Origin of the sequence: Streptomyces sp. CB01635 (genome assembly GCF_002803065.1) — a bacterium.
In the GTDB taxonomy this organism is placed as follows: Bacteria; Actinomycetota; Actinomycetes; order Streptomycetales; family Streptomycetaceae; genus Streptomyces.
The window spans coordinates 301789-321176 of the sequence record NZ_NNBL01000005.1 but is presented as its reverse complement, the minus strand read 5'-3'; the positions used below and the strand labels follow the sequence as shown (position 1 = coordinate 321176).

The following is a 19388-nucleotide window of genomic DNA, read 5'->3' as shown; positions in this document are numbered from 1 at the left end:
CCGAACTCCGCGCCGGCCACTCCTGACACCCTGGCCTCCCCGAACCCGAACCCGCACGTGCACAAGGAAGTCGAGAACCCCATGAACAACGCACCGCAGCCGCTCTACTTCGACTGCGACACCGGCATCGACGACTCGATGGCTCTGGCCTACCTCCTGGCCTCGCCCGAGATCTCCCTCGTCGGCATCGGCACGGTCAGCGGCAACGTCGACTCGACGCAGGCCGCCCGCAACACCCTCGCGCTCCTCGAACTGGCCGGACGGCCCGAGATACCCGTCGCCGTCGGCGAGCACGACCCGCTCGCCGGTACCTTCCCCGGCGGCGTCCCCCACATCCACGGCGTGAACGGCATCGGTGACATCGAAGTGGCCGACGCCCAGTCCGCCCCCGAGGCCGAGAGCGGCCCCGAGATGATCGTCCGCCTGGCCCGCGCCCACGAGGGCCGCCTGCGGCTCCTGACCACCGGCCCCCTCACGAACATCGCGGCCGCCCTCAAGCTCGACCCCGAACTCCCGTCGCTGGTACAGGACATCACCATCATGGGCGGCGCCGGACTCGTCTCCGGGAACGTCACGCCCGTCGCGGAGGCGAACATCTACAACGACCCCGAAGCGGCCAACGCGGTCCTCGATGCGCCGTGGGACATCACCCTCGTCCCCCTCGACGTGACCCTCTCGCACACCCTCGAGGAGTCGCACCGCACGCAGCTCCTGGAGTCGGAACGACCCATGGCACGCGCACTCGGCGAGATGCTCGACGTCTACTTCGCCTTCTACGTCCAGACGTTCGGCCGCCCCTGCTGCGCCGCGCACGACCCGCTGGCCGCCGCCGTCGCCACCGGCGGCGTCGTGGCGAGCCTCGCCCCCCGCGTGCACGTGACCGTGGACGACACCGACGGACCCGGCCGCGGCCAGACCATCTGCGACCTGCGCGGCGCCCACCAGGGCTTCCCGGACCAGCCCGGCGCCCGCTGCCGCGTCGTCCTCGCCGCGGACACCGACGTGGCCGCCCATCTGACCGAGCGCATGCTCGCACTCTGACCAGGACGACGGGACGTGGGCCGCACCGCGCCGGCGTACGGCTCAAGGCGTCACGGCTCGGGGAGGGGCCTCCGCGTCACAGGCCGTGACGCCGGCTGCCGAGAACCCGCTCGCACACCTGGCGTTCGGCCTCCGGTGAGAACCCGGAGAAGTCGGCGCGCCGCGCCTCGACGGCGGCACGGGTCTCCTCCGCCATCAGATCGGCATTGATGGCCGCGGCCGCGCGCAGTCCCGCGGCGGCCGAGCCGATGACCTGCTCGGTCAGCTCGGTGACGTTGCCCGCCGCCCACACCCCGGGAACCGCCGTCTGACCGGTGGGACCGGCGGGGATGCGCGTGCCGATGACCATGCCGTTCATCTCCTGCTCGGACGGTTCGAGCCCCAAGGAGCCGAGGAAGCCGGCGCGCGCGGTGAACCGGGGCGCGACCACCAGGGCCTGGACGGGCACGAGCGTGCCGCGCTCCAGGCGGGCTCCGGCCAGCCGGCCGTTCTCGTTCTCCAGCGCGGCCACCGTGCCGTCGACCACGCTGATCCCGCGGGCGGCGAGCTGTTCGTACTCCTCGTCGGTGGGCTCGGGCGCGGTGTGCAGGAAGAGGGTGACGCTCTTGCTCCACTGCCGCCACATCAGGGCCTGGTGCACCGCGGCCGGTCCCGTACCGAGGACGCCGACCGCCTGGTCGCGGACCTCCCAGCCGTGGCAGTAAGGGCAGTGCAGGACATCCGAACCCCACAGTCCGGCAAGGCCCGGCACCTGCGGCAGCTCGTCCGCCAGGCCCGTCGTGACCAGGATCCGGGCGGCGCACACGGCGCCGCCGTCGTCGAGCACGACCCGGAACCCGTCGCCGTCCCGCTCGGCCGTGACGACGCGGCCCGCCACGATCTCCCCGCCGTACCGGCGCACCTCGTCGCGGCCGGTGGACACGAGCTCGCCGGGAGGTGTGCCCTCGCGGCCCAGGTAGTTGTGCACGCCGTCGGCCGGGGCGTTGCGCGGCTCGCCCGCGTCGATCACGAGGACCGAGCGGCGCGCCCGCCCCAGAGTCAGGGCCCCGCTCAGCCCGGCGGCGCCACCGCCGATCACCACGACGTCGTAGCGCCGCTCGTCACGCGAAGGGTGAACGCTCATCATCGGCTCCATCTGCTTGCCCAGCTGATTGCTCATGGGATCGCCTCCGTTCGTTACCGAGCCTGCGCCGGTCCTGTCCCGGTTGACAAAGTTCTTTGCCATAAGAGCAAAATCGAGGCATGAGCGACGACGAGTTCACCCCGGTCCTGGCCGGCGTGGGGCCTCGGCTGCGGGCCCTGCGGAACGAGCGCGGGACGACCCTGGCCCGGCTGAGCGAGCAGACCGGCATCTCGCTGAGCACCCTCTCGCGCCTGGAGTCCGGGCAGCGCAAGCCCACGCTGGAACTCCTGCTGCCGCTGGCCAAGGCCCACCATGTGGCGCTCGACGAGCTGGTCGGCGCACCCGACACGGGCGACCCGCGGATCCACCCCCGCCCCATCACCCGTAACGGCCACACCTACATCCCGCTGACCCGGCACCTGGGCGGCCTGCACGCCTACAAACAGATCATGCCGGTGCGTGAACTCGGCGAGGGGGTGCGGCCCGAGCAGAACACGCACGAGGGCTACGAGTGGCTCTACGTGCTCACCGGCCGCCTGCACCTGGCCCTTGGTGAGTACGACCTCATCCTCACGGCCGGTGAGGCCGCCGAATTCGACACACGCACCCCGCACGGCTTCGCCAACGCCGGTACGTACCCGGTCGAGTTCCTCTCCCTGTTCGGCCCCCAGGGCGAACGGCTCCACGTGCGGGCACGGCCCAGCGAGGGATGAGCTCCTACGCCGGCTTCGCGTCGTCCGCGGCGAACCGGGCGTAGTACACCAACACCGGCCGCAGGCCCCGGCGTTCGTAGAGGCGCTGCGCCCCCGTGTTCGCGGCCAGCGTGCCGATGAGCAGGTCGGTGACGCCTATGCGGTCCAGCTCGGCGTCGACCAGGTCGAGCAGGAGGGTGCCGATGCCGTGGCCGCGCTCGGCCGGCAGGACGGACAGCGTCTGGAGCTCGGCGATGCGGGTGCCGGTCACCCAGGTGTCGTCCGGGCCTTCCTCGATCTGTACGAAGGCGTACCCGACGGGCTGCCCGTCCCGTTCGGCGAGCAGCACGAACGAGCCCTCGTCGAGGATCCAGCGCCGGTAGCAGCCGCGGCGCAGCTCCCAGGAGTCCTCGTCGGGGAAGTAGGGGAACCCGGGCTGCACGGACTGGTGATGGGCGTGCAGCGCGAGCCAGAGGGGAGCGAGGCGGTCAATGAACTCGGCTCCTCCCTTACGGACCGTGAGGTCGCCGTCGGTGTGCCGGGCCTGGCTCGTGTCCACGGACTTCTCGCCTTTCGTGTGCCGGTACGGGGCGTGCGGGCCCGCCTTCCCGATGTGAGCGGTTACTACCCGTCAAATCGCCGCCGCCATAGTAAAAGACAGAAACATTCCGAGCCCTCTTGCGAGTGAATAGCAAACGCTTACATGCTGTCGCGCAGCCCGCACGCCGCCGAGTACGAGGAGAGACGATGAATCCGCTACGTCTGGCCACAGCCGCCGGAGCCGCCGTACTGCTCACGTTGGGTGCGGCGGGCGAGAGTTGGGCCTCGACGCCCACCGTCCGCTGGACGACGGGCGCACCGACGCCCGTCACCGAGCTGACCCTGCCGATGTCGTTCGAGTCGGCCCCCGACGCCTCCGGCATCTACTTCGCGTACTACACGACCCTGGAGAGCGGGACCCGGCCGTACGCGGGCTTCCAGCCGAAGCCGGCCGTCGACGGAAAGCCCACCCTCCAGGCCATCTTCAGCTCCTTCAACGCCAACGCCACCACCACGGACAGCCACTGCAAGTACGGCGCCGACGGCGGCGCGGGCGTCAGCTGCGCCGTCCAATTCCCGTACACGAAGGGCACGATGTATGCCGTCAAGCTCTCGCGGGTGAGCGACGACGGTACGACGCAGCTGATGAACGGTGAGGTCGTCAACACCGAGACCGGTGCCGACGTGGCGCACATCGGCAGTTTCAGGCTCCCCGTCGCGTCCGGCCGGTTCAAGTCCGCCGACCAGGGGTTCATCGAGCCGTATCTGACGGCGGGCTGCTCGCAGCAGGTGACCGTCACCTATGGCAGACCCGTCGGGACGGAGGGCGGGAACAAGTACACCGGAAGCCTCCCCACCGTCACCGATCCCGCGTCCGGCAGCTGCCTGAGCAGCACGTCGTCCGACACACCGGTCGGCCGGAAGGTCACCGTGACGGGCGACCAGTTCACGGCCGGTCGCTGAACACGCGTCGGACGGGCGGGTGTGACCCTCTATCGTGGAGGCCATGTCCGCCCCTGAACTGATCCGCATCGTCTCCCGCGACTCGCCCATGGCACTGGCCCAGGTGGAGCGCGTGCGCGCCGAGCTGGCCGCCCTGCACCCGGGAATCCGCACCTCGGTCGTCCCCGTCAAGACGACCGGCGACAAGTGGATGGGCGACCTGTCCGTGGTCGAGGGGAAGGGGGCGTTCACCAAGGAGGTCGACGCCGCGCTGCTCGCCGGTGAGGCCGACCTCGCGGTGCACTGCGTCAAGGACGTGCCCGCCGACCGGCCCCTGCCCGCGGGAACGGTGTTCGCCGCGTTCCTCAAGCGGGACGACATCCGGGACGCCCTCATCCATCCGGACGGCCTGACGCTCGACCAACTCCCGTCCGGCACGCGGATCGGCACCTCGTCCGTGCGCCGCATCGCCCAGGTCTCCGCCGCGTACCCGCACCTCGACTGCGTGCCGATGCGAGGAAACGCGAACCGGCGCCTGGAGAAGCTCGCGGCGGGCGACGCCGACGCGCTCCTCCTGGCCGCCGCCGGCCTCGAACGCATCGGGCGTACGGACGTGATCACAGAGGTCCTGTCGCCCGAGGTCATGTGCCCGCCGATCGGCGCAGGGATCCTGGCTCTTCAGTGCCGTGAGGGCGACACCGACCTGATCGACACGATCTCCGGGCTCGGTGACCCCGACGCCCACCGCGAGGCGAGCGCGGAGCGCATGTTCCTCCACGTCCTCCAGGGGCACTGCAACAGCCCGATCGCCGGGTTCGCCAGGGCGGAGCGCAGCGGTGATCTGTCGCTGCGGGCCTGCGTGTTCACCCCGGACGGGAAGACCGTGCTCAACGCTCACGAGTGGGCCGGCCCTCTCGACCCCGCGACCCTCGGCACCTCGGTCGCCGTGGCCCTGATGCGGCAGGGAGCGCGTGAGCTGATCGACTCGATCTCGCACTGAACGGCAGGCCCGTCACTGCGCGGCGAGCCACTCGCCGTACCACGCGAGGGTGTGGTCCAGGGCCTCGCCGAGCGGTGTGGGGCGCACACCGAAGGCCGCTTCGAAGGCGGCGGAGTCGACGATCTGCGGCTCGGTGTGCTGGTAGAACATCTCGGCGTACTCGGCCATGAAGACCTCGTCGAAGGGGCCGAAGGGGCGGGCCTCGTCGAGGATCGTCGCGCTGAGCGGGCGCCCGACGCGCGCCTCGATCAGGCGGTGGATCTCGCGGGTGCTGACCGCCGGCGCGGTCGGCAGGTGCCATACGCGCCCGTCGCCGTCGGGCCGCTCGCCGAGCGTCGCGAGCCCCGAGGCGACATCGCCGATGTACGTGTAGCTGTGCGGCAGGTCGATGTCGCCGAGGCCGAGAACCTCGCCGCTGGTCAGCGCGCCCGGGAAGACGGTGGCGCCGAGCGAGGAGTTGATGACGCCCGGGCCGACGAAGTCCGCCGAGCGGGCGAGCGCCACCCTGACCCGGCCCTCCTGATGGGCCGCGAGGTACTCCCCGTCGAGCTCGGCCCGCATCCTGCCCTTGCGTGACGTCGCGTTCCACGGCGTGCTCTCGGTCATCACCTCGCCCTTGGTCTCCCCGTACGGGTAGAGCGTGTCGAGGACGACGAGCCGCGCGCCCGTCTCCTGTACGGCGCCCAGGATCGCCTCCGTGATGCGGGGCATCACCTCGACCTGGAGGTGATAGCCGACGTTGACGCAGTGGTGGACGACGTCGGCTCCCGTGACAGCGACCCGCGCGCCTTCGAGGGTGCTCACGTCGGCCGCGAACCGCTCCACCCCGTCGACGGCGGGGCCGTCACCCTTGCGGTCGACGAGCCGCACGGCGTGGCCGCGGCCGGCCAGCTCCTGGGCGAGCGCGGTCCCTGCGGGGCCCGAGCCGAGAACGGTGTGGGATCCGTGTGCGGTGGCAGTCATCATGCTTTCCTCTCAGCGGTTGATTGTGTATCGCTTTAGTTAGAGACCGTAACTGAAGTGATGATGTGTGGCAAGGTCCTGGGTGGCCTGCCGTCGTTACGCTCCGGAACTGTCGTTAGGCTGAGTCACGCAGTTGATTCGTCCAGCGGTCAGCCGTCATCCGTTCAGAGGAGCAGCCGCCGTGGCCGAGACCGCCCGGACCCCCAGGGCCCGCTACCGCGAGCAGACGCGCGCGGAGATCAAGGACATCGCCCTCGCGCAGCTCGCCGAGGGTGGCACGGCGGCCGTGGCCCTGACCCGGATCGCCAAGCAGGTCGGCCTGTCGGGCCCGGCCCTGTACCGCTACTTCGACAGCCGGGACGCGCTCCTGACCGAGCTGATCCGCGACGCGTACGCCGACCTCGCCGCCGCTGTCACCGCGGTCGCCGGGACCTGGCCCGCGAAGGCGCCCACAGCCCGCGCCCGGCTGCACGGGCTCGCGGACGCCTGCCGCTCCTGGGCGACCGAGCAGCCGCACCGCTACCTGCTGATCCAGGGCACGCCCGTGCCCGGGTACACGGCCCCGGCCGACACGCTCGACAGCGCCCGCGCCGTACTCGGCCCGTTCCTCACCGCGTTCGAGGGGGCGCGCCCCTCGGAGGTGGCTCAGTCGCTCGTCGAGGAGATGACGGCATGGGCCGGCCGGGACACCTCGGTCGCCGAGTGGGTGCAGCAGCATGCCGGCGAGTCCGCGCACGGCGAGGAGGCGGGCACCGCCCTCGCCGGGGCGGTGCTCGCCTGGTCCCACCTTCATGGAGCGATCAGCCTTGAGGTGTCCGGTCAGTTCGCGGGGATGGGCCACGGCGGCGGCACGCTGCTCGCGGCCCAGATCGACATGCTGGCCGACGCGTTCGGCCTCGCCTGACGGTCAGGCGGTCTCGGCGGCCACGTACCGCCAGAAGTCGCGCATCAGCGCGGGATGGGTGGGGCCGGTCATTTCCACCTGTGTGAGCAGGATGCTGACCGCGCCCGTGGACGGGACGAGATACGCCGCCGTTCCGGTGCCGCCGACCCAGCCGTAGCGGCCCATGACGTTCCACGGATTGTTGGGCGCCACGTCGACCGAGCCGCCGAAGCCCCAGCCCTGCCCCTCCGTGAACAGGCCGCTGGCCTCGCGCTGAGCAACCGTCAGATGATTCGTCGTCATCTGCCGTACCGCGTCGGCCGACAGGAGACGCCGGCCGCCCGCGACCCCTTCCGCGAGCAGCATCCTGGCGAAGGCGTGCCAGTCGTCGACGGTCGAGACGAGCCCGCCGGCGCCGGACGGGAACTCGGGCAGGCTGCTCCACTGCCCGTCGGGAGCGTCCGCCAGTTCGAGGCCGCCCTCCGGGCGTGGGCGGTAGGACGTGGTGAACCGGTCGAGCTTGCCGGCCGGCACCTCGAATCCGGTGTCGGTCATCCCGAGCGGCTCGAAGACGCGCTCGGCCAGGAAGTCCGGCAGCGCGCTCCCCGTCACCCGGGAGATCAGCACTCCCTGGATGTCGGAGCACGTGTTGTACAGCCACGCCTCACCCGGCTGGTTCAGCAGCGGGATGCGGGCGAGGTGCGCCATCCACTCGTCGGGCGGCGGGACGAGCTGAGGGGAGAGGCCGTTCTTCTGCAACCCGAGCAGCGACTGGACCGCCGGCAGCGAGAAGTCGGACGGGAAGCCCCAGCCCGCGCGGAACGTCAGGAGATCGGCCACTGTGATCGGCCGGGCCGCGGGGACCACGTCGTCGACCGGAGCGTCCGGCGCAGAGACCACGACCGGTTTCGCGATCTCGGGAAGCCACTGGTCGACCGGGTCGTTCAGCGCGATCCGCCCCTCGTCGACCAGCATCATCACGGCCGCGGCGACCATGGGCTTGGTGATCGAGGCGATGCGGAAGATCGAGTCCCGGGCCATCGGAGTACTGCCTCCGAGGGCGGCCGAACCGGCGGTCTCCACCTCGACACGGTCACCACGGGCCACCAGCGCCACCGCCCCCGGCAGCGAACCGTCGCGGACGTGCGGCGCGAAAATGTCCTGCAAGCTGGTCATCGATCCACCTTCTCGAGTGTGGGGTCGAAGGGGAGACTCCCCACGCGGCGCGTATTCATCGGCGGGGGCGCCGCCGGCTTACCCGAAAGGCGGCGGGGAGGAGGCCGGATGACCCAAGAGGCGGCAGCGATGAGGCTGTGGCGGTTCGTGGTCCGGTCCGGCACGGTCAGCTTCGTCGCCGACCCCGTCTACGAGGGCGCCCGTTCGGTCACCGGCCCCTCCTCGCCTCGCTCGGCGCATCCGCGGCCGTCGTCGGCGCCGTGACGGGAGGGGTGCTGATCGCCCTGCCGGTCCTCTCGGCGGCGGTGCCCGCGCTCGAGTTCACCGACTCCCTCGCCCCGGTCGTGCTCGGCGCTCCGGTGTGGGGTGCGGCGACCGGTGTGCAGGAGGCCACCCGGCGAGCAGTCGTGGCCGATCTCGTCGCGCCGCGCCGCAGGGCGACGGCGTCTTCGCCGCGGTCGTGGGTGTGGCCGCGTTGGATGGAGATGTCGTGGAGCGCCCTGTGAGCGCCCCTCCTGCCGGCCATCACCGGCGGCAGGCTCCGCCGCGCGTGACCGCCTCGCCAACACATCGACACTGTCGGCCAGTTGGGGTTGAACGCCGGTGGCGGACCCCCGATCCGCGACGCGCGAGGTCCGGATTCGGCCGCACGTCTCGGCGGGCGGAGGGAGTTGCGCATAGGCTTCGCGCCATGCTGCGCCTCGTCGATGCCTGCTCGGGCCTTCCTGTCGCTCCGGTGATGCACCGGAGCGTGGTGCGCATCGGCGTGCCCGTGACCCTCCCCGAGGGCGGCGAGGCGCTTTCCGACGTACGCGCGATGCTCGTCGCCGACGTCCTGACCCGCGTACTGGAGCTGTCCGGAACCATCGCGTACACAGGGCTGATCTGCCCGGACGGGGCCGACGAGCGGCGCGCGGCGCTCCAGGCGCGGGCCGCCGACCTCGGCATTCACCCGGCCGCCGCGCACGGGGACGAGCGGGGTGTGGAGGGCGAGCTGGGCGGTCCGTTCGCCGTTCGTGTGGGACCGAATGAGGACGCGCCGGACGAGGCGAACGGGGACGTCATCCGGCTCGCCGTCGGCGACGCCCACGCCGCCGACGGCGTCGCGGACCGAGCCGACGACCCGTTGGCCCTGCGCCTCGCGCTCCTGACCGAGCCCCGCACGGAGCCCTTGCGCCTCGCACCCGCGTCGGTGTCCGCCGCCCATCACACGCTTCTGCGGTGGCGGCACGCGGTGGCCACCTGGGCGGACAGCCCGTCCCGGCCCATGCCGGGACCCGCCCGCGACAGCATGCGCGACTGCCTCGAGGACGACCTCGACCTGCCCGGGGTGCTGCGCACGCTGCACCGCCTGGAGCACTCCGGGGACGCCCCGGCCGGAGCGCTCTTCGAGACCTTCGCCTACGTGGACCGGGTACTCGGCCTGGACCTCGTACGCGACGTCGGCAGAGGGCCCGCGCCGCCCCGGCTGCTGATCTAGGGCCTGTCGCCGGGGCGGTGCACGACGGGCGTTCACATGTTCTTCGCGCCCGTCCTGATGGCCTCGCGGATACGCGTGTACGTGCCGCAGCGGCAGATGTTGCGGATCTCGTCGAGGTCCGCGTCGGTGATGTCGCGGCCGGCCTCCGCCGCGCGCCGGACCTTGGCGACGGCCGTCATGATCTGGCCCGGCTGGCAGTACCCGCACTGCGCGACATCGAGGTCGAGCCAGGCCTCCTGCATCGGGTGGAGGTCCTTGCCCACCGTGGCGGGCAGACCCTCGATGGTGGTGACCTCGTCCTCGGGGCCGATCTTCGACACCGGTACCGAACACGGGTTGAACGCCTTGCCGTTGATGTGCGACGTGCAGGCCTGGCACACGCCGAGGCCGCAGCCGTACTTGGGTCCCGTGACGCCGAGCAGGTCGCGCAGGACCCACAGCAGCCGTACGTCGTCCTCGGCCTCGACCGTGATCTGCTCGCCGTTGAGCTTGAAGGTGTGACTGGGCATGGCGGGGCTCCTCAGAAGGCGCGGTCGAGACCGTCGGTGGGGGACTGGGGTGTGGACGGTTCGAGGGGCAGCGGGTCGAAGGAGAGGGTGGCGTGGTTGATCGGGAAGCTCGTCGGCAGGGTGCCCGTGGCGCGCGCGTAGGCGCAGGCGATGGCGGCGAACGCGGGCGCGACACCCAGCTCGCCCGCCCCTGAGGGCTTGTCACCGGTGGACGGCATGACGATGACCCGCAGTTCGGGCGGGGTGTTCCACTGCCGCGTGTAGAAGTAGTGGTCCCAGCTGCCCTCCAGCGGGATGCCGTCCTTGATGTGCAGGCTGGAGGTGAGGGCCATCGCGAGCGCGTCGCTCATCCCGCCCATCATCTGGGCTTCCAGACCACGGGGGTTGATGGCGAATCCGGCGTCGACGACCATCAGGGCGCGGGTCACGCGCGGGCCGGTGACACCGTCCCTGACCTTGCGGTTCACCGTCTCGGGCCGGCAGTCGATCTCGACGAGCGAGGCGACCGCGCCACGGTACTCCGTGTGCAGGGCGATTCCCTGTGCGACACCTGCGGGCAGCGACCTGCCCCACTCCCCGGCCTCGGCCGCCTTGTCGAGGACGGCGCGCAGCCGCTTCTCCTTGAGGAACTCGCGGCGGAAGGCGACGGGATCCTTGCCCATTTTCGCGGCCAGTTGGTCGACGACGAGCTCACGCGCGCAGGCCACGTTGGGCGAGTAGATGTTGCGCATGCTGCCGGTGTTGAACTTCAGCGGCACCTCGTTGAGGAGCTGCGTGGTGACACCGAAGTTGTACGGCGTGGACTGGGTCAGCTGGAAGATGGTCTCGGCGAACGTGAGGTTGCCGGCCACGGGCAGCTTCGCCGCCGTCGACGTGATCATCTCTCCGAGCCCGTGCCCGAAGTCGGTCTGCGAACTGGTGTGGCGCTGCTCGTAGCTGACGACGTTGCCGAGCGCGTAGGTGGCGCGCACGCGCGAGACGCACATCGGATGGGTCCTGCCCTGCCGGAAGTTGTCGGTCCGTGACCACGACAGCTTGACCGGCTTGCCCATCTTCTGCGAGATCTCCGCGGCCTCGGCGGCCACGTCGTGGAAGAGATGCCGCCCGAACGAACCGCCGCCCTCCACCACATGCACCGTGACAGCCGTCTGCGGCAGCCCGAGCCGGTCGGCGATGTCGCGCTGCGCCACGATCGGAACCTTGAGGCTCGCCCATATCTCGGCGCGGCCGGACCGCACGTCGGCGATCGCGTTGTCCGGCTCCAGCGGGCTGTTGCTGGCGAAGGCGAAGGTGAACTCGGCGTCGATCTTCTTGGTGAGGAGCGGCGGTACGACCATGGGCAGCGCCGCGGCCCTGAGCTTGGCGAGGACGGTGTCGTCCGACTCCTTGTCCACAGTGCCGGGGCCCCAGGTCACGTCGAGCGCCCGCAGCGCGTCGATGCACTGGCCGAAGGTCTCGCCGCGAACCGCGACACCGTGCTCGACGGTCGCGACATCGGTGATGCCCGGCATGTTCCTGACGGCGTCGGCGTTCGCGACGGACACCACCGTGCCGTTGACCGTGGGTGGCCTGCGCACCATCGTCGGCTTGGCGTCGGGCACGTGCAGATCCATGCCGAACTTCTTGGCGCCGGTCACGATGTCGCGTGCGTCGATACGGTTCTGCGGCGTGCCCAGGATCGTGAAGTCGGACGTGGACTTGAGATGGGCGGAGGCGGTGACGGTGCGCGCGGTGGCGGCCGCCTCGGCGAGCGAGCCGTACGTCGCGCTCTTCGCGGTGCCGTGCGTGATCACGCCGTCCCGCGTGGCCAGTTCGGACTCCGGTACGCCCCACTGCTGTGCGGCCGTGGCGACGAGCCGCTGCCTGGCGACGGCCGCGGCGGAGCGGACGGGGAGGTAGATGCTGCGCATCGAGTTGGAGCCGCCGGTCAGCTGGTTCATCAGGAGTTCCGGGCGTGCGTCGGCCAGGGACACCCGTACCTTCGCCAGCGGGAGGTCCATCTCCTCGGCGATCATCATGGCGACCGCCGTCGTCATGCCCTGGCCCACCTCGGCGCGTGGAACCGCGAACGACGCCGTCCCGTCGGAGTGCACCTGGACGGAGATCAGACCGGACGTGGGTGCAGCCGCCAGGGTCTGCATGTCACCGAGGTCGAAGAGCTCCTCAGGCTGCGGTACGGAAGGCACCGCGGCTTCTGCGGACTCACCGCCTACGGCGTCCAGGCCGATGCGCGCACCGACCGCCAGCGTCGGCGCGGCGAGCAGATAGGCGAGCACCCGTCGCCGTCCGGGAACACCACGACCATCGGTTTGAGCGGGTTCACGTGGCGAACGGCTCTGTTCTGCCATGGGGTGCCTCCCGGCGCACGGATTGAGTTGATCAACCGGGAAGCCTAGGGCGCGTGAGGCGGACGGTGTATACGGTGCGGGGAAGCTCCACATGACTGCCACACACTCGCGTATGCGGGGGCAGTTGAGGATCACGGCTCGCGGCTGCGAGAGGGGCGGGCCGCCGGGACCCGCCCCGCCCGGCCGGTTCAGCCCAGCGGCACGTCGAGCCGGGCCTTGCGGTGGCTGAACGTCGCGATGGAGTGCGGGCCGTGGTAGCTGCCGAGACCGCTCTCACCGACTCCGCCGAACGGCAGCTCGGGGACGCGGAGATGGGCCATCGGCAGACCGAATCCGATGCCGCCGGAGGACGTCTCGTCGGCGAGGCGGCGCCGGGTGTCCTCGCTCTCCGTGAAGCCGTAGAGGGCGAGCGGCTTGTCGCGGTCGTTGATGAACTCGATCGCCTCGTCGAGTCCGGCGACCTCGACGATGGGCAGGACGGGGCCGAAGATCTCCTCCCGCATGACCGGCTCGTCGGGCTTCACGCCGGTGAGGACGGTCGGCGCGATGTAGGTGTCGTCACGGTCGGCCTGCCCGCCGAAGGCCGTCGTCCCGGAGCCCAGCAGCGCGGACACCCGGTCGAAGTGCCGCTCGTTGACGATGCGCCCGTACGCGTCCGAGGACTGCGGGTCGGTACCGAACATCGCCTCGACCGCCTTGGCGAGCGCGGCGGCGAGCTCGGAGGCGGTCTCCGGGTCGGTCAGTACATAGTCGGGGGCGACACATGTCTGACCGGCGTTGCGGAACTTGGCGCCCGCGAGGCGCTCGGCGACGCGGTTCAGATCGACGTCGCGGTCCACGAACACCGGTGACTTCCCGCCCAGTTCGAGGGTGACCGGGGTGAGGTGCTCGGCGGCGGCGCGCATGACGATGCGGCCCACCATTCCGTTGCCGGTGTAGAAGATGTGGTCCCAGCGCTGGGCGAGCAGTTCGGTGGTCTCGGGGATGCCGCCCTCGACGACGGCGACGGCCTCCTTGTCGAGGTACTCGGGCACCAGGCGGGCGATGAGCGCGGAGGTCGCCGGGGTGACCTCGCTCGGCTTGAGTACGACGGTGTTGCCGGCCGCGAGCGCGCCGACGAGCGGCACCAGCAGCAGCTGCACCGGGTAGTTCCAGGGCGCGATGATCAGGACGGTGCCGAGCGGGTCGTACTGCGTTCCGGCCGCCGATCCGTCGGGCAGACCCGCGAGGGCGCCGGACGCCACGGGCCGGGGGCGCAGCCACTCGTCGAGATGGTTCAGGGTGTGGTCGATCTCCCGTACGGGGAAGTCGATTTCGGTGGCGAAGGCGTCGGCGCGCGGCTTGTGCAGATCGGCGTACAGGGCGTCCGCGATGTCGCCCCGGTGCTCGGTGAACATGGCGCGCAGCCGGGTGAGCTGCTCCTTGCGCCAGGCGAGCGGCTTGGTGCGGCCACTGGCGAAGGTGGCGCGGAGGCGGACGACAAGGTCATCGATGTCGGTCACGAGGGGTCTCCTGCGAGGGGGTGCTCGGCGGGTGTCGAGCGGGAGGTCAGGGGTGGGGGGAAGAACGCGGCAGTGGCCTGGGGTGGGCACAGTGTGGCCGGTCAGGCGGGATGTGTCGCCGATCCGGGGGGCGCCCCGCCGGGCGTTGTCACCCGCGAGGTGCATACGGATACGGGGCCGCCGAGGAGCCCTGCGAGCAGCGCGTCCGTGGCCGGGGTGAACAACTGCCGTGCGTCGGACACCGACTCCAGGCCGACCACCAGGGCGATGCAGATGTCGGCGGCCTCGGCGGGTTCCACGGCGGCGGGGGTGCCCGCCTCCGTGAACAGGCCGGTCAGCAGCCGGCGCAGGTCCGCGGTGAACGTGTGGCAGATGTCGGCGAACAGCCGGGCCTTCGCGTCGAGGAGCTCGGCGGAGTGCGGCGAGTCCCCGGCGAGGCGCAGGACCAGGTCGAGCTTGGCCGCCAGGACACCCCGGACGCGCTCGGCGAGGGGAGAATCCTCGGCTGCCGCCCGCCGGGCTCGCCCCAGCGCCTGCGTGTGCTGACGCTCGGCGAGCCGGCGGAAGGCGTCGTCCTTGTTCCGTACGTACTGGTAGACCGCGGACCGGGACACGCCCATGGTGGAAGCGATGTCGTCCATCGTGGTGCGCCGAACGCCGTACCTGGTCAGGCAGTCGTAGGTGGCGTCGAGGACCTCGTCGAGCCGGTCGGCGCCCATCGTCAGGCCAGCTTCTTGAGCAGCTCGGCCGCGAGCGGGGCGGCGGAGGACGGGTTCTGGCCCGTGACCAGGTTGCGGTCGACGACCGTCTTCGGGGCCCACGGCTCGCCCTCCTGGAAGTCCACGCCCGCGTTGACGAGGCGGTCCTGGAGCAGCCACTTCGCCTTGTCGGCGAAGCCGGCCTGGGTCTCCTCGGCGTTGGTGAAGGCGGTCGCCTTGTACCCGGCGAAGGCGTTGGAGCCGTCGCCCTTGATCGCGGCGAGCATGGCGGCCGGGGCGTGGCAGACGATGCCGAGCGGCTTGCCCGTCTCCAGGGCGAGGGCGAGGAGCCTGCCCGAGTCGGCGTCGGCGGAGAGGTCCTCCATGGGGCCGTGGCCGCCGGGGTAGAACACCGCCGCGTAGTCGTCGAGGTTCACGTCCTCCACCTTGACCGGGTGCTGGAGTTCGCTGAAGGAGGCGAGGGCCGCGGCCACCTGGTCCGCGCCCTCCTGGCCGCCGTTGAACTCGGGCGCGAGGGAGCCCTTGTCCACGGTCGGGACGACGCCACCGGGGGTGGCCACGACGATGTCGTAACCCGCGGCCTTGAAGGCTTCGTACGGGGCGACGGCCTCCTCCGCCCAGAAGCCGGTCGGGTGCAGGGTGCCGTCGGCCAGCGTCCAGTAGGTGGCGCCGGTGACTACGAAAAGGATCTTCGACATGGTGAGTGCTCCGAGGGTGCGGGCCTGCGGGCCCGGAGTACGGGTTCGGATCGCGGAAAGTCTGACGCTTTGTGCTCAGATCGTCAGTGTGTGGCGACGGCACCGACCGTAGGGCGGGTCTCCCATAGGAATCCAATAGGGTGGCCAATATGAGAAATAGGGATTCGAATGGGTCTCCGGGAATAGGCCGGACGGCGCACACGGGCCCGCTGGACCTGAATCTGCTCCGCACCTTCCTCGCGGTGTACCGGTCGGGTTCCTTCACCGCGGCCGCGCGGCTGCTCGGTCTGTCACAGCCGACCGTCACCACACAGATCCGCGCGCTGGAGCGGCAGCTGGACCGCGAGCTGTTCGAGCGGCTGCCGCGCGGCGTCGCTCCCGCCCCCTTCGCCGACGAGCTCGCGTCCCGCGTGGTCGACCCGCTCGACGCCCTGTCGGCCGTCGCCGGGCAGGGCGGACCCGGCACCGACGCCGCGGCCGAGCCCGTCCACCTCGCGGGACCGGCCGAGATGCTGTGCCACTGCGTCCTGCCGGCGCTGGCACCACTGGTCGAGAAGGGGGTGCGGCTGCGCGTCACCACCGGGCTGACCGACCCGCTCCTGGAGGAGCTGCGCACCGGCCGGCACGACCTCGTCATCGCCACCGCCCGGCCCCGCGGCCGCAACTTGACGTCGGTGCCTCTCGCCGACGAGGAGTTCGTCCTGGTCGCCGCGCCCGCCTGGGCGGACCGTATCGGCGGTCCGGACCGGATCGCCGCCGACGGGCCCGGGATGCTGCACACCGTCCCGCTCATCACGTACGCGGAGGAACTCCCGATCGTCCGCCGGTACTGGCATCACGTCTTCGGCAGACGCCTGACCTGCAAGGCCGCCGTCACCGTGCCCGACCTGCGCGGGGTCGTGTCCGCCGTGGCGGCCGGCGCCGGGTTCAGCGTGCTGCCCCGCTACCTGTGCCGCGAACTGCTCGCGGCGGGTGCGCTCGTCCTCCTCCACGACCCGGAGGACCCGCCCTTCAACACCGGTTACGTCGTCCAGCGCCCCGGAACGCCGGACAACCCGCACATCGCCCTCGTCCGCGACCAGCTCCTGGAGGCCGGCCGGGGCTGGTAGCCCTCACCGGCCTCACAGTGGCGGCGCGGCTACGCGCCCGCGGCCTCCTGTCGGATCCGCTCGAACTGCGCTCCCATGGCCTCGGAGAGGGCCTCGGCGCCGGACAGCGGGCGCACCATGACCGTGAAGTCGTCGATGAGCCCGTCCTCGTCGAGGTGGATGAAGTCGCAGCCGTTGACCTCCCGGTCGCCGACGCGGGTGACGAAGACCAGGGCGTGGTCGCGTCCGTCTGCGCTGCTGATCTCCCGTACGTAGCGGAAGTCCTCGAAGACCCGCATGACGCCCCGGAGGATCGCGGCGGTCATCGCCTTGCCGGGGTACGGGTGGAAGGCGACCGGGCTGGTGAACACGACGTTCTCGGCGAGGAGCGCCTCGACGGCGTCGGGGTCGTTCGCTTCCACTGCCTTGCGGAATGCCTTCATGTGCGCTCCATAGTCAATTTGTTGAATAGGTGCGGCCGACATTAATCGTGCAGGTGTTAGCGTGTCCAGATGTCTCTGAAGCACGCGGTCCTCGCGGCTCTCCTGGAGGGCGAGGCGTCCGGGTACGACCTGGCCAAGGTGTTCGACGTGGCGGTGGCCAACTTCTGGTCCGCGACCCCGCAGCAGCTCTACCGCGAACTGGAGCGCCTCGCCGGGGACGGCCTGGTCGAGGCGCGGGTCGTGCCGCAGGAACGCAGGCCGAACAAGCGGATGTTCACGCTCACCGACGCGGGACGTGCCGCCCTGGACGACTTCGCTGTCGCCCCGCCGAGGCCCACCGCCATCCGCGACGAACTCATGGTCAAGATCCAGGCCTCGGACGGCGCGGACCCGGACGCCGTACGCGCGCTCGTCGAGGAGCGCATGGGGTGGGCGCGCGGCAAGCTGGCCCGCTACGAACGCCTCAGGGAGCGGCTCCTCAACGGGCGCGACGAGGACACGTACCTGCGCGACGGCGAACGCATCGGCCCGTACCTGACGTTGATGCGAGGCCGCTCCTTCGAGGAGGAGAACCTCCGGTGGGGCGAGCGTGTCCTGGACATCCTGGCGCGTCGCACGTCACGTGCCGGCCGACCCTGAACTCCCTTATGGGGACGGGTGGTTACCGCAGGCGCAGGTAGGTGTGTGCCGGATCGGCGGGCGCGGTGCGCGGGTTGCCGTCGACCACCACGTCGGCCCGCTCCCGGGTCCCGTCCTGGGCGAAGTGCTCGTCCTCCGCGGCCATCCACGCACGCCACTGCGGCAGCGCGTCCTCACCGTCACGGGCCAGGCCCCTGCGCAGACGCACCGTCCGACCCGTCTCGACCCACACGGCGCAGGCGAGACGGTCGGCGACGGCTCGGCGCGCCGTCGACACACCTTCGAGGACGAGGGCGTGGCCGACGGGAACGTCGTGCCACTCGGCGAGTTCGCGCCGCACCCAGTCGTAGCGCTGGAACCGGCCGGCCACCCCGCTCCCCAACGGCTGGAGCACCTGCTCCTCGAGGCGGGACCACCAGCCCAACGGGTCGTCCCACGAGGCGAAGTCGTCCGTGTGCACGATCCGCGCGCTGCCGAGTGCCCCGGCCAGGCGCTCGGCGAACGTGCTCTTGCCCGCCCCCGACGGGCCGTCCACGGCGACGAGCCTGACCGGTCCGCACCGCGGTGGCGCCGCCCGGATGCGGGTCGCCAGTGCCGTGTACGTCTCAGCGGTGGGTTCCATGAGGGTGCACCATAGCGGTGGCTGTTCCACCCGGCGTCCGCCAAGTCTCAGGCGTTCGCCGGTGCGTCCTTCTTGCCGGCGGCGTCCTCGGCGGTGGCGGGCGCCGGAAGGGCGGTGTAGAACACGGACTTGTTCTGCTTGGTGCGCTCGGCCTGACCGCGGGCGACGAGGGATTCGAGGGTGTTGCGCACGACCGTGCCGCCGGCCTTGCGCTCCGGGTGGGTCTCGGCGAGCGTCGTGGTGACCTCGGCGGCCGAACGCGGCTCGGTGCTCGTGGTGATGAGGTTCAGGACGAGTTCCCGCAGGGTGGGGGTACCGGGTGTGCGGGGCTGCGCGACGGTGGGCGCCTTCTTCGCGGCGTCCTTCTTGCCGGCCGCCTTCTTCGCGCGCTGCTTGGGTGCCGCGCTCTCACCCTTCGGCTTGCGTGCCTTGGGGAGTTCGACAGGAGGCGCCGCCTTCGGCGCGACCGGTGCCCCCTCGGCCACCGCTGCAGTGCCTTGGCCCGAGAGCGCCTCGCGCATCCCCACCAGCAGGGTGCGGTCGTGGTCCAGCGTCTGGAGCTGCTCCTGAAGCGCGGCCAACTCGGCGGCGACGCGCTCCTGTTCCTTGGCGTTGCGCTCGATGTCGGCCTCCACCTGGGCGGAGTACTGGGACTTGAGCGTGTTGCTGTCCGACATGACTGCCCGCTTCCTGTTGCTGTGGGGCTGTGTGTGTTGGTGCCGAAGGGTACTCACACCACACACACTTGTGCACGGTTCTTCGGTGCATTGCCCCTGCGCAGTGTTGGTGGGATGGCACGATGTACGGCCGCGCGGGGCCCTTCGAGGGGTGTCGGGAGAGGTGTGTGGAACACCAATACCCATACGTGGGACGGCAGTTGGTCGCACCGGATGGGCATGGCACCTGCGCGATGGACGTCAGGAGTGACATTTGTACCGGTCGGGTGACGACATCTCGCTCTGCCGCGTGCCGCCCGCCGC

Annotated in this window: 22 protein-coding genes; 10 read left to right on the top strand and 12 right to left on the bottom strand. The window is 71.0% G+C overall.

The window, feature by feature from the left end; all coding sequences use genetic code 11:
• Positions 1–81 precede the first annotated feature (81 nt).
• Complete coding sequence (locus CG723_RS18870; RefSeq protein WP_100594596.1) at positions 82–1041, top strand: nucleoside hydrolase; 960 nt, start codon at positions 82–84, stop codon at positions 1039–1041.
• 76 nt (positions 1042–1117) lie between these two features.
• Here CG723_RS18870 and CG723_RS18865 read toward each other — a convergent pair whose 3' ends face one another.
• Positions 1118–2164, bottom strand: a complete 1047-nt coding sequence (locus CG723_RS18865) for an NAD(P)/FAD-dependent oxidoreductase (RefSeq protein ID WP_442802573.1) — start codon at positions 2162–2164, stop codon at positions 1118–1120.
• Positions 2165–2283: 119 nt separating this feature from the next.
• Here CG723_RS18865 and CG723_RS18860 point away from each other — a divergent pair, with 119 nt between their 5' ends.
• Positions 2284–2877, top strand: a complete 594-nt coding sequence (locus tag CG723_RS18860; RefSeq protein ID WP_100594595.1) for a helix-turn-helix domain-containing protein — start codon at positions 2284–2286, stop codon at positions 2875–2877.
• Positions 2878–2881: 4 nt separating this feature from the next.
• Here CG723_RS18860 and CG723_RS18855 read toward each other — a convergent pair whose 3' ends face one another.
• Positions 2882–3415: a GNAT family N-acetyltransferase gene (locus tag CG723_RS18855; protein ID WP_159032485.1), complete on the bottom strand. Its 534-nt coding sequence runs from the start codon at positions 3413–3415 to the stop codon at positions 2882–2884.
• A 188-nt stretch (positions 3416–3603) separates the two neighbouring features.
• Here CG723_RS18855 and CG723_RS18850 point away from each other — a divergent pair, with 188 nt between their 5' ends.
• Entirely contained in the window at positions 3604–4359 is a 756-nt protein-coding gene (locus CG723_RS18850) for a hypothetical protein (RefSeq protein WP_100594593.1), read from the top strand.
• Between the two features lie 43 nt (positions 4360–4402).
• Positions 4403–5338 carry a hydroxymethylbilane synthase gene (gene hemC, locus CG723_RS18845; RefSeq protein WP_100594592.1) on the top strand — a complete coding sequence of 312 codons (936 nt, stop codon included), beginning with the start codon at positions 4403–4405 and terminating at the stop codon, positions 5336–5338.
• 12 nt (positions 5339–5350) lie between these two features.
• Here the strand turns inward: hemC and CG723_RS18840 are convergent, their stop codons facing one another.
• The gene (locus CG723_RS18840; protein ID WP_100594591.1) at positions 5351–6301 is read right to left on the bottom strand and encodes an NAD-dependent epimerase/dehydratase family protein; all 951 of its coding nucleotides are present in this window, start codon (positions 6299–6301) and stop codon (positions 5351–5353) included.
• A gap of 181 nt (positions 6302–6482) precedes the next feature.
• Between CG723_RS18840 and CG723_RS18835 the strand changes: the two genes are divergently transcribed.
• Positions 6483–7205 (top strand): TetR/AcrR family transcriptional regulator, encoded by a 723-nt coding sequence (locus CG723_RS18835; RefSeq protein WP_100594590.1) that lies wholly within the window; start codon positions 6483–6485, stop codon positions 7203–7205.
• Positions 7206–7208: 3 nt separating this feature from the next.
• On the opposite strand, the gene CG723_RS18830 is transcribed toward CG723_RS18835, so the two are convergent.
• The gene (locus CG723_RS18830) at positions 7209–8360 is read right to left on the bottom strand and encodes a serine hydrolase domain-containing protein (RefSeq protein WP_100594589.1); all 1152 of its coding nucleotides are present in this window, start codon (positions 8358–8360) and stop codon (positions 7209–7211) included.
• 108 nt (positions 8361–8468) lie between these two features.
• On the opposite strand from CG723_RS18830, the gene CG723_RS46255 reads away from it, so the two are divergent.
• The 3 genes from CG723_RS46255 to CG723_RS18820 all read left to right on the top strand — a co-directional run bounded on the left by CG723_RS46255 (position 8469) and on the right by CG723_RS18820 (position 9840).
• Entirely contained in the window at positions 8469–8624 is a 156-nt protein-coding gene (locus CG723_RS46255; protein WP_159032484.1) for a hypothetical protein, read from the top strand.
• Positions 8621–8866 carry a hypothetical protein gene (locus CG723_RS18825; protein WP_159032483.1) on the top strand — a complete coding sequence of 82 codons (246 nt, stop codon included), beginning with the start codon at positions 8621–8623 and terminating at the stop codon, positions 8864–8866. Before CG723_RS46255 ends, CG723_RS18825 begins: the two co-directional genes overlap by 4 nt.
• 185 nt (positions 8867–9051) lie before the next feature.
• A complete protein-coding gene (locus CG723_RS18820; protein WP_100594587.1) occupies positions 9052–9840 on the top strand; it encodes a hypothetical protein in 789 nt (262 codons plus the stop codon).
• Positions 9841–9872: 32 nt separating this feature from the next.
• On the opposite strand, the gene CG723_RS18815 is transcribed toward CG723_RS18820, so the two are convergent.
• From CG723_RS18815 to CG723_RS18795, 5 genes are all read right to left on the bottom strand, one after another.
• Positions 9873–10349: a (2Fe-2S)-binding protein gene (locus CG723_RS18815; protein WP_100594586.1), complete on the bottom strand. Its 477-nt coding sequence runs from the start codon at positions 10347–10349 to the stop codon at positions 9873–9875.
• Between the two features lie 11 nt (positions 10350–10360).
• A complete protein-coding gene (locus tag CG723_RS18810; protein WP_100594585.1) occupies positions 10361–12697 on the bottom strand; it encodes a molybdopterin cofactor-binding domain-containing protein in 2337 nt (778 codons plus the stop codon).
• 188 nt (positions 12698–12885) lie between these two features.
• The gene (locus CG723_RS18805) at positions 12886–14199 is read right to left on the bottom strand and encodes an aldehyde dehydrogenase family protein (RefSeq protein WP_234374381.1); all 1314 of its coding nucleotides are present in this window, start codon (positions 14197–14199) and stop codon (positions 12886–12888) included.
• Positions 14200–14300: 101 nt separating this feature from the next.
• Positions 14301–14918 carry a TetR/AcrR family transcriptional regulator gene (locus tag CG723_RS18800; RefSeq protein WP_100594583.1) on the bottom strand — a complete coding sequence of 206 codons (618 nt, stop codon included), beginning with the start codon at positions 14916–14918 and terminating at the stop codon, positions 14301–14303.
• 2 nt (positions 14919–14920) lie between these two features.
• Complete coding sequence (locus CG723_RS18795) at positions 14921–15616, bottom strand: type 1 glutamine amidotransferase domain-containing protein (RefSeq protein WP_100594582.1); 696 nt, start codon at positions 15614–15616, stop codon at positions 14921–14923.
• 149 nt (positions 15617–15765) lie between these two features.
• Between CG723_RS18795 and CG723_RS18790 the strand changes: the two genes are divergently transcribed.
• Positions 15766–16725: a LysR family transcriptional regulator gene (locus tag CG723_RS18790; protein ID WP_100594581.1), complete on the top strand. Its 960-nt coding sequence runs from the start codon at positions 15766–15768 to the stop codon at positions 16723–16725.
• 29 nt (positions 16726–16754) lie between these two features.
• Here CG723_RS18790 and CG723_RS18785 read toward each other — a convergent pair whose 3' ends face one another.
• Complete coding sequence (locus CG723_RS18785) at positions 16755–17147, bottom strand: nuclear transport factor 2 family protein (protein WP_100594580.1); 393 nt, start codon at positions 17145–17147, stop codon at positions 16755–16757.
• 69 nt (positions 17148–17216) lie between these two features.
• Here CG723_RS18785 and CG723_RS18780 point away from each other — a divergent pair, with 69 nt between their 5' ends.
• Positions 17217–17786, top strand: a complete 570-nt coding sequence (locus CG723_RS18780; RefSeq protein ID WP_100594579.1) for a PadR family transcriptional regulator — start codon at positions 17217–17219, stop codon at positions 17784–17786.
• Between the two features lie 22 nt (positions 17787–17808).
• On the opposite strand, the gene CG723_RS18775 is transcribed toward CG723_RS18780, so the two are convergent.
• Both CG723_RS18775 and CG723_RS18770 read right to left on the bottom strand, forming a co-directional pair.
• A complete protein-coding gene (locus CG723_RS18775) occupies positions 17809–18408 on the bottom strand; it encodes a uridine kinase family protein (RefSeq protein WP_100594578.1) in 600 nt (199 codons plus the stop codon).
• Positions 18409–18455: 47 nt separating this feature from the next.
• The gene (locus CG723_RS18770) at positions 18456–19085 is read right to left on the bottom strand and encodes a hypothetical protein (protein ID WP_100594577.1); all 630 of its coding nucleotides are present in this window, start codon (positions 19083–19085) and stop codon (positions 18456–18458) included.
• Between the last annotated feature and the right edge of the window lie 303 nt (positions 19086–19388).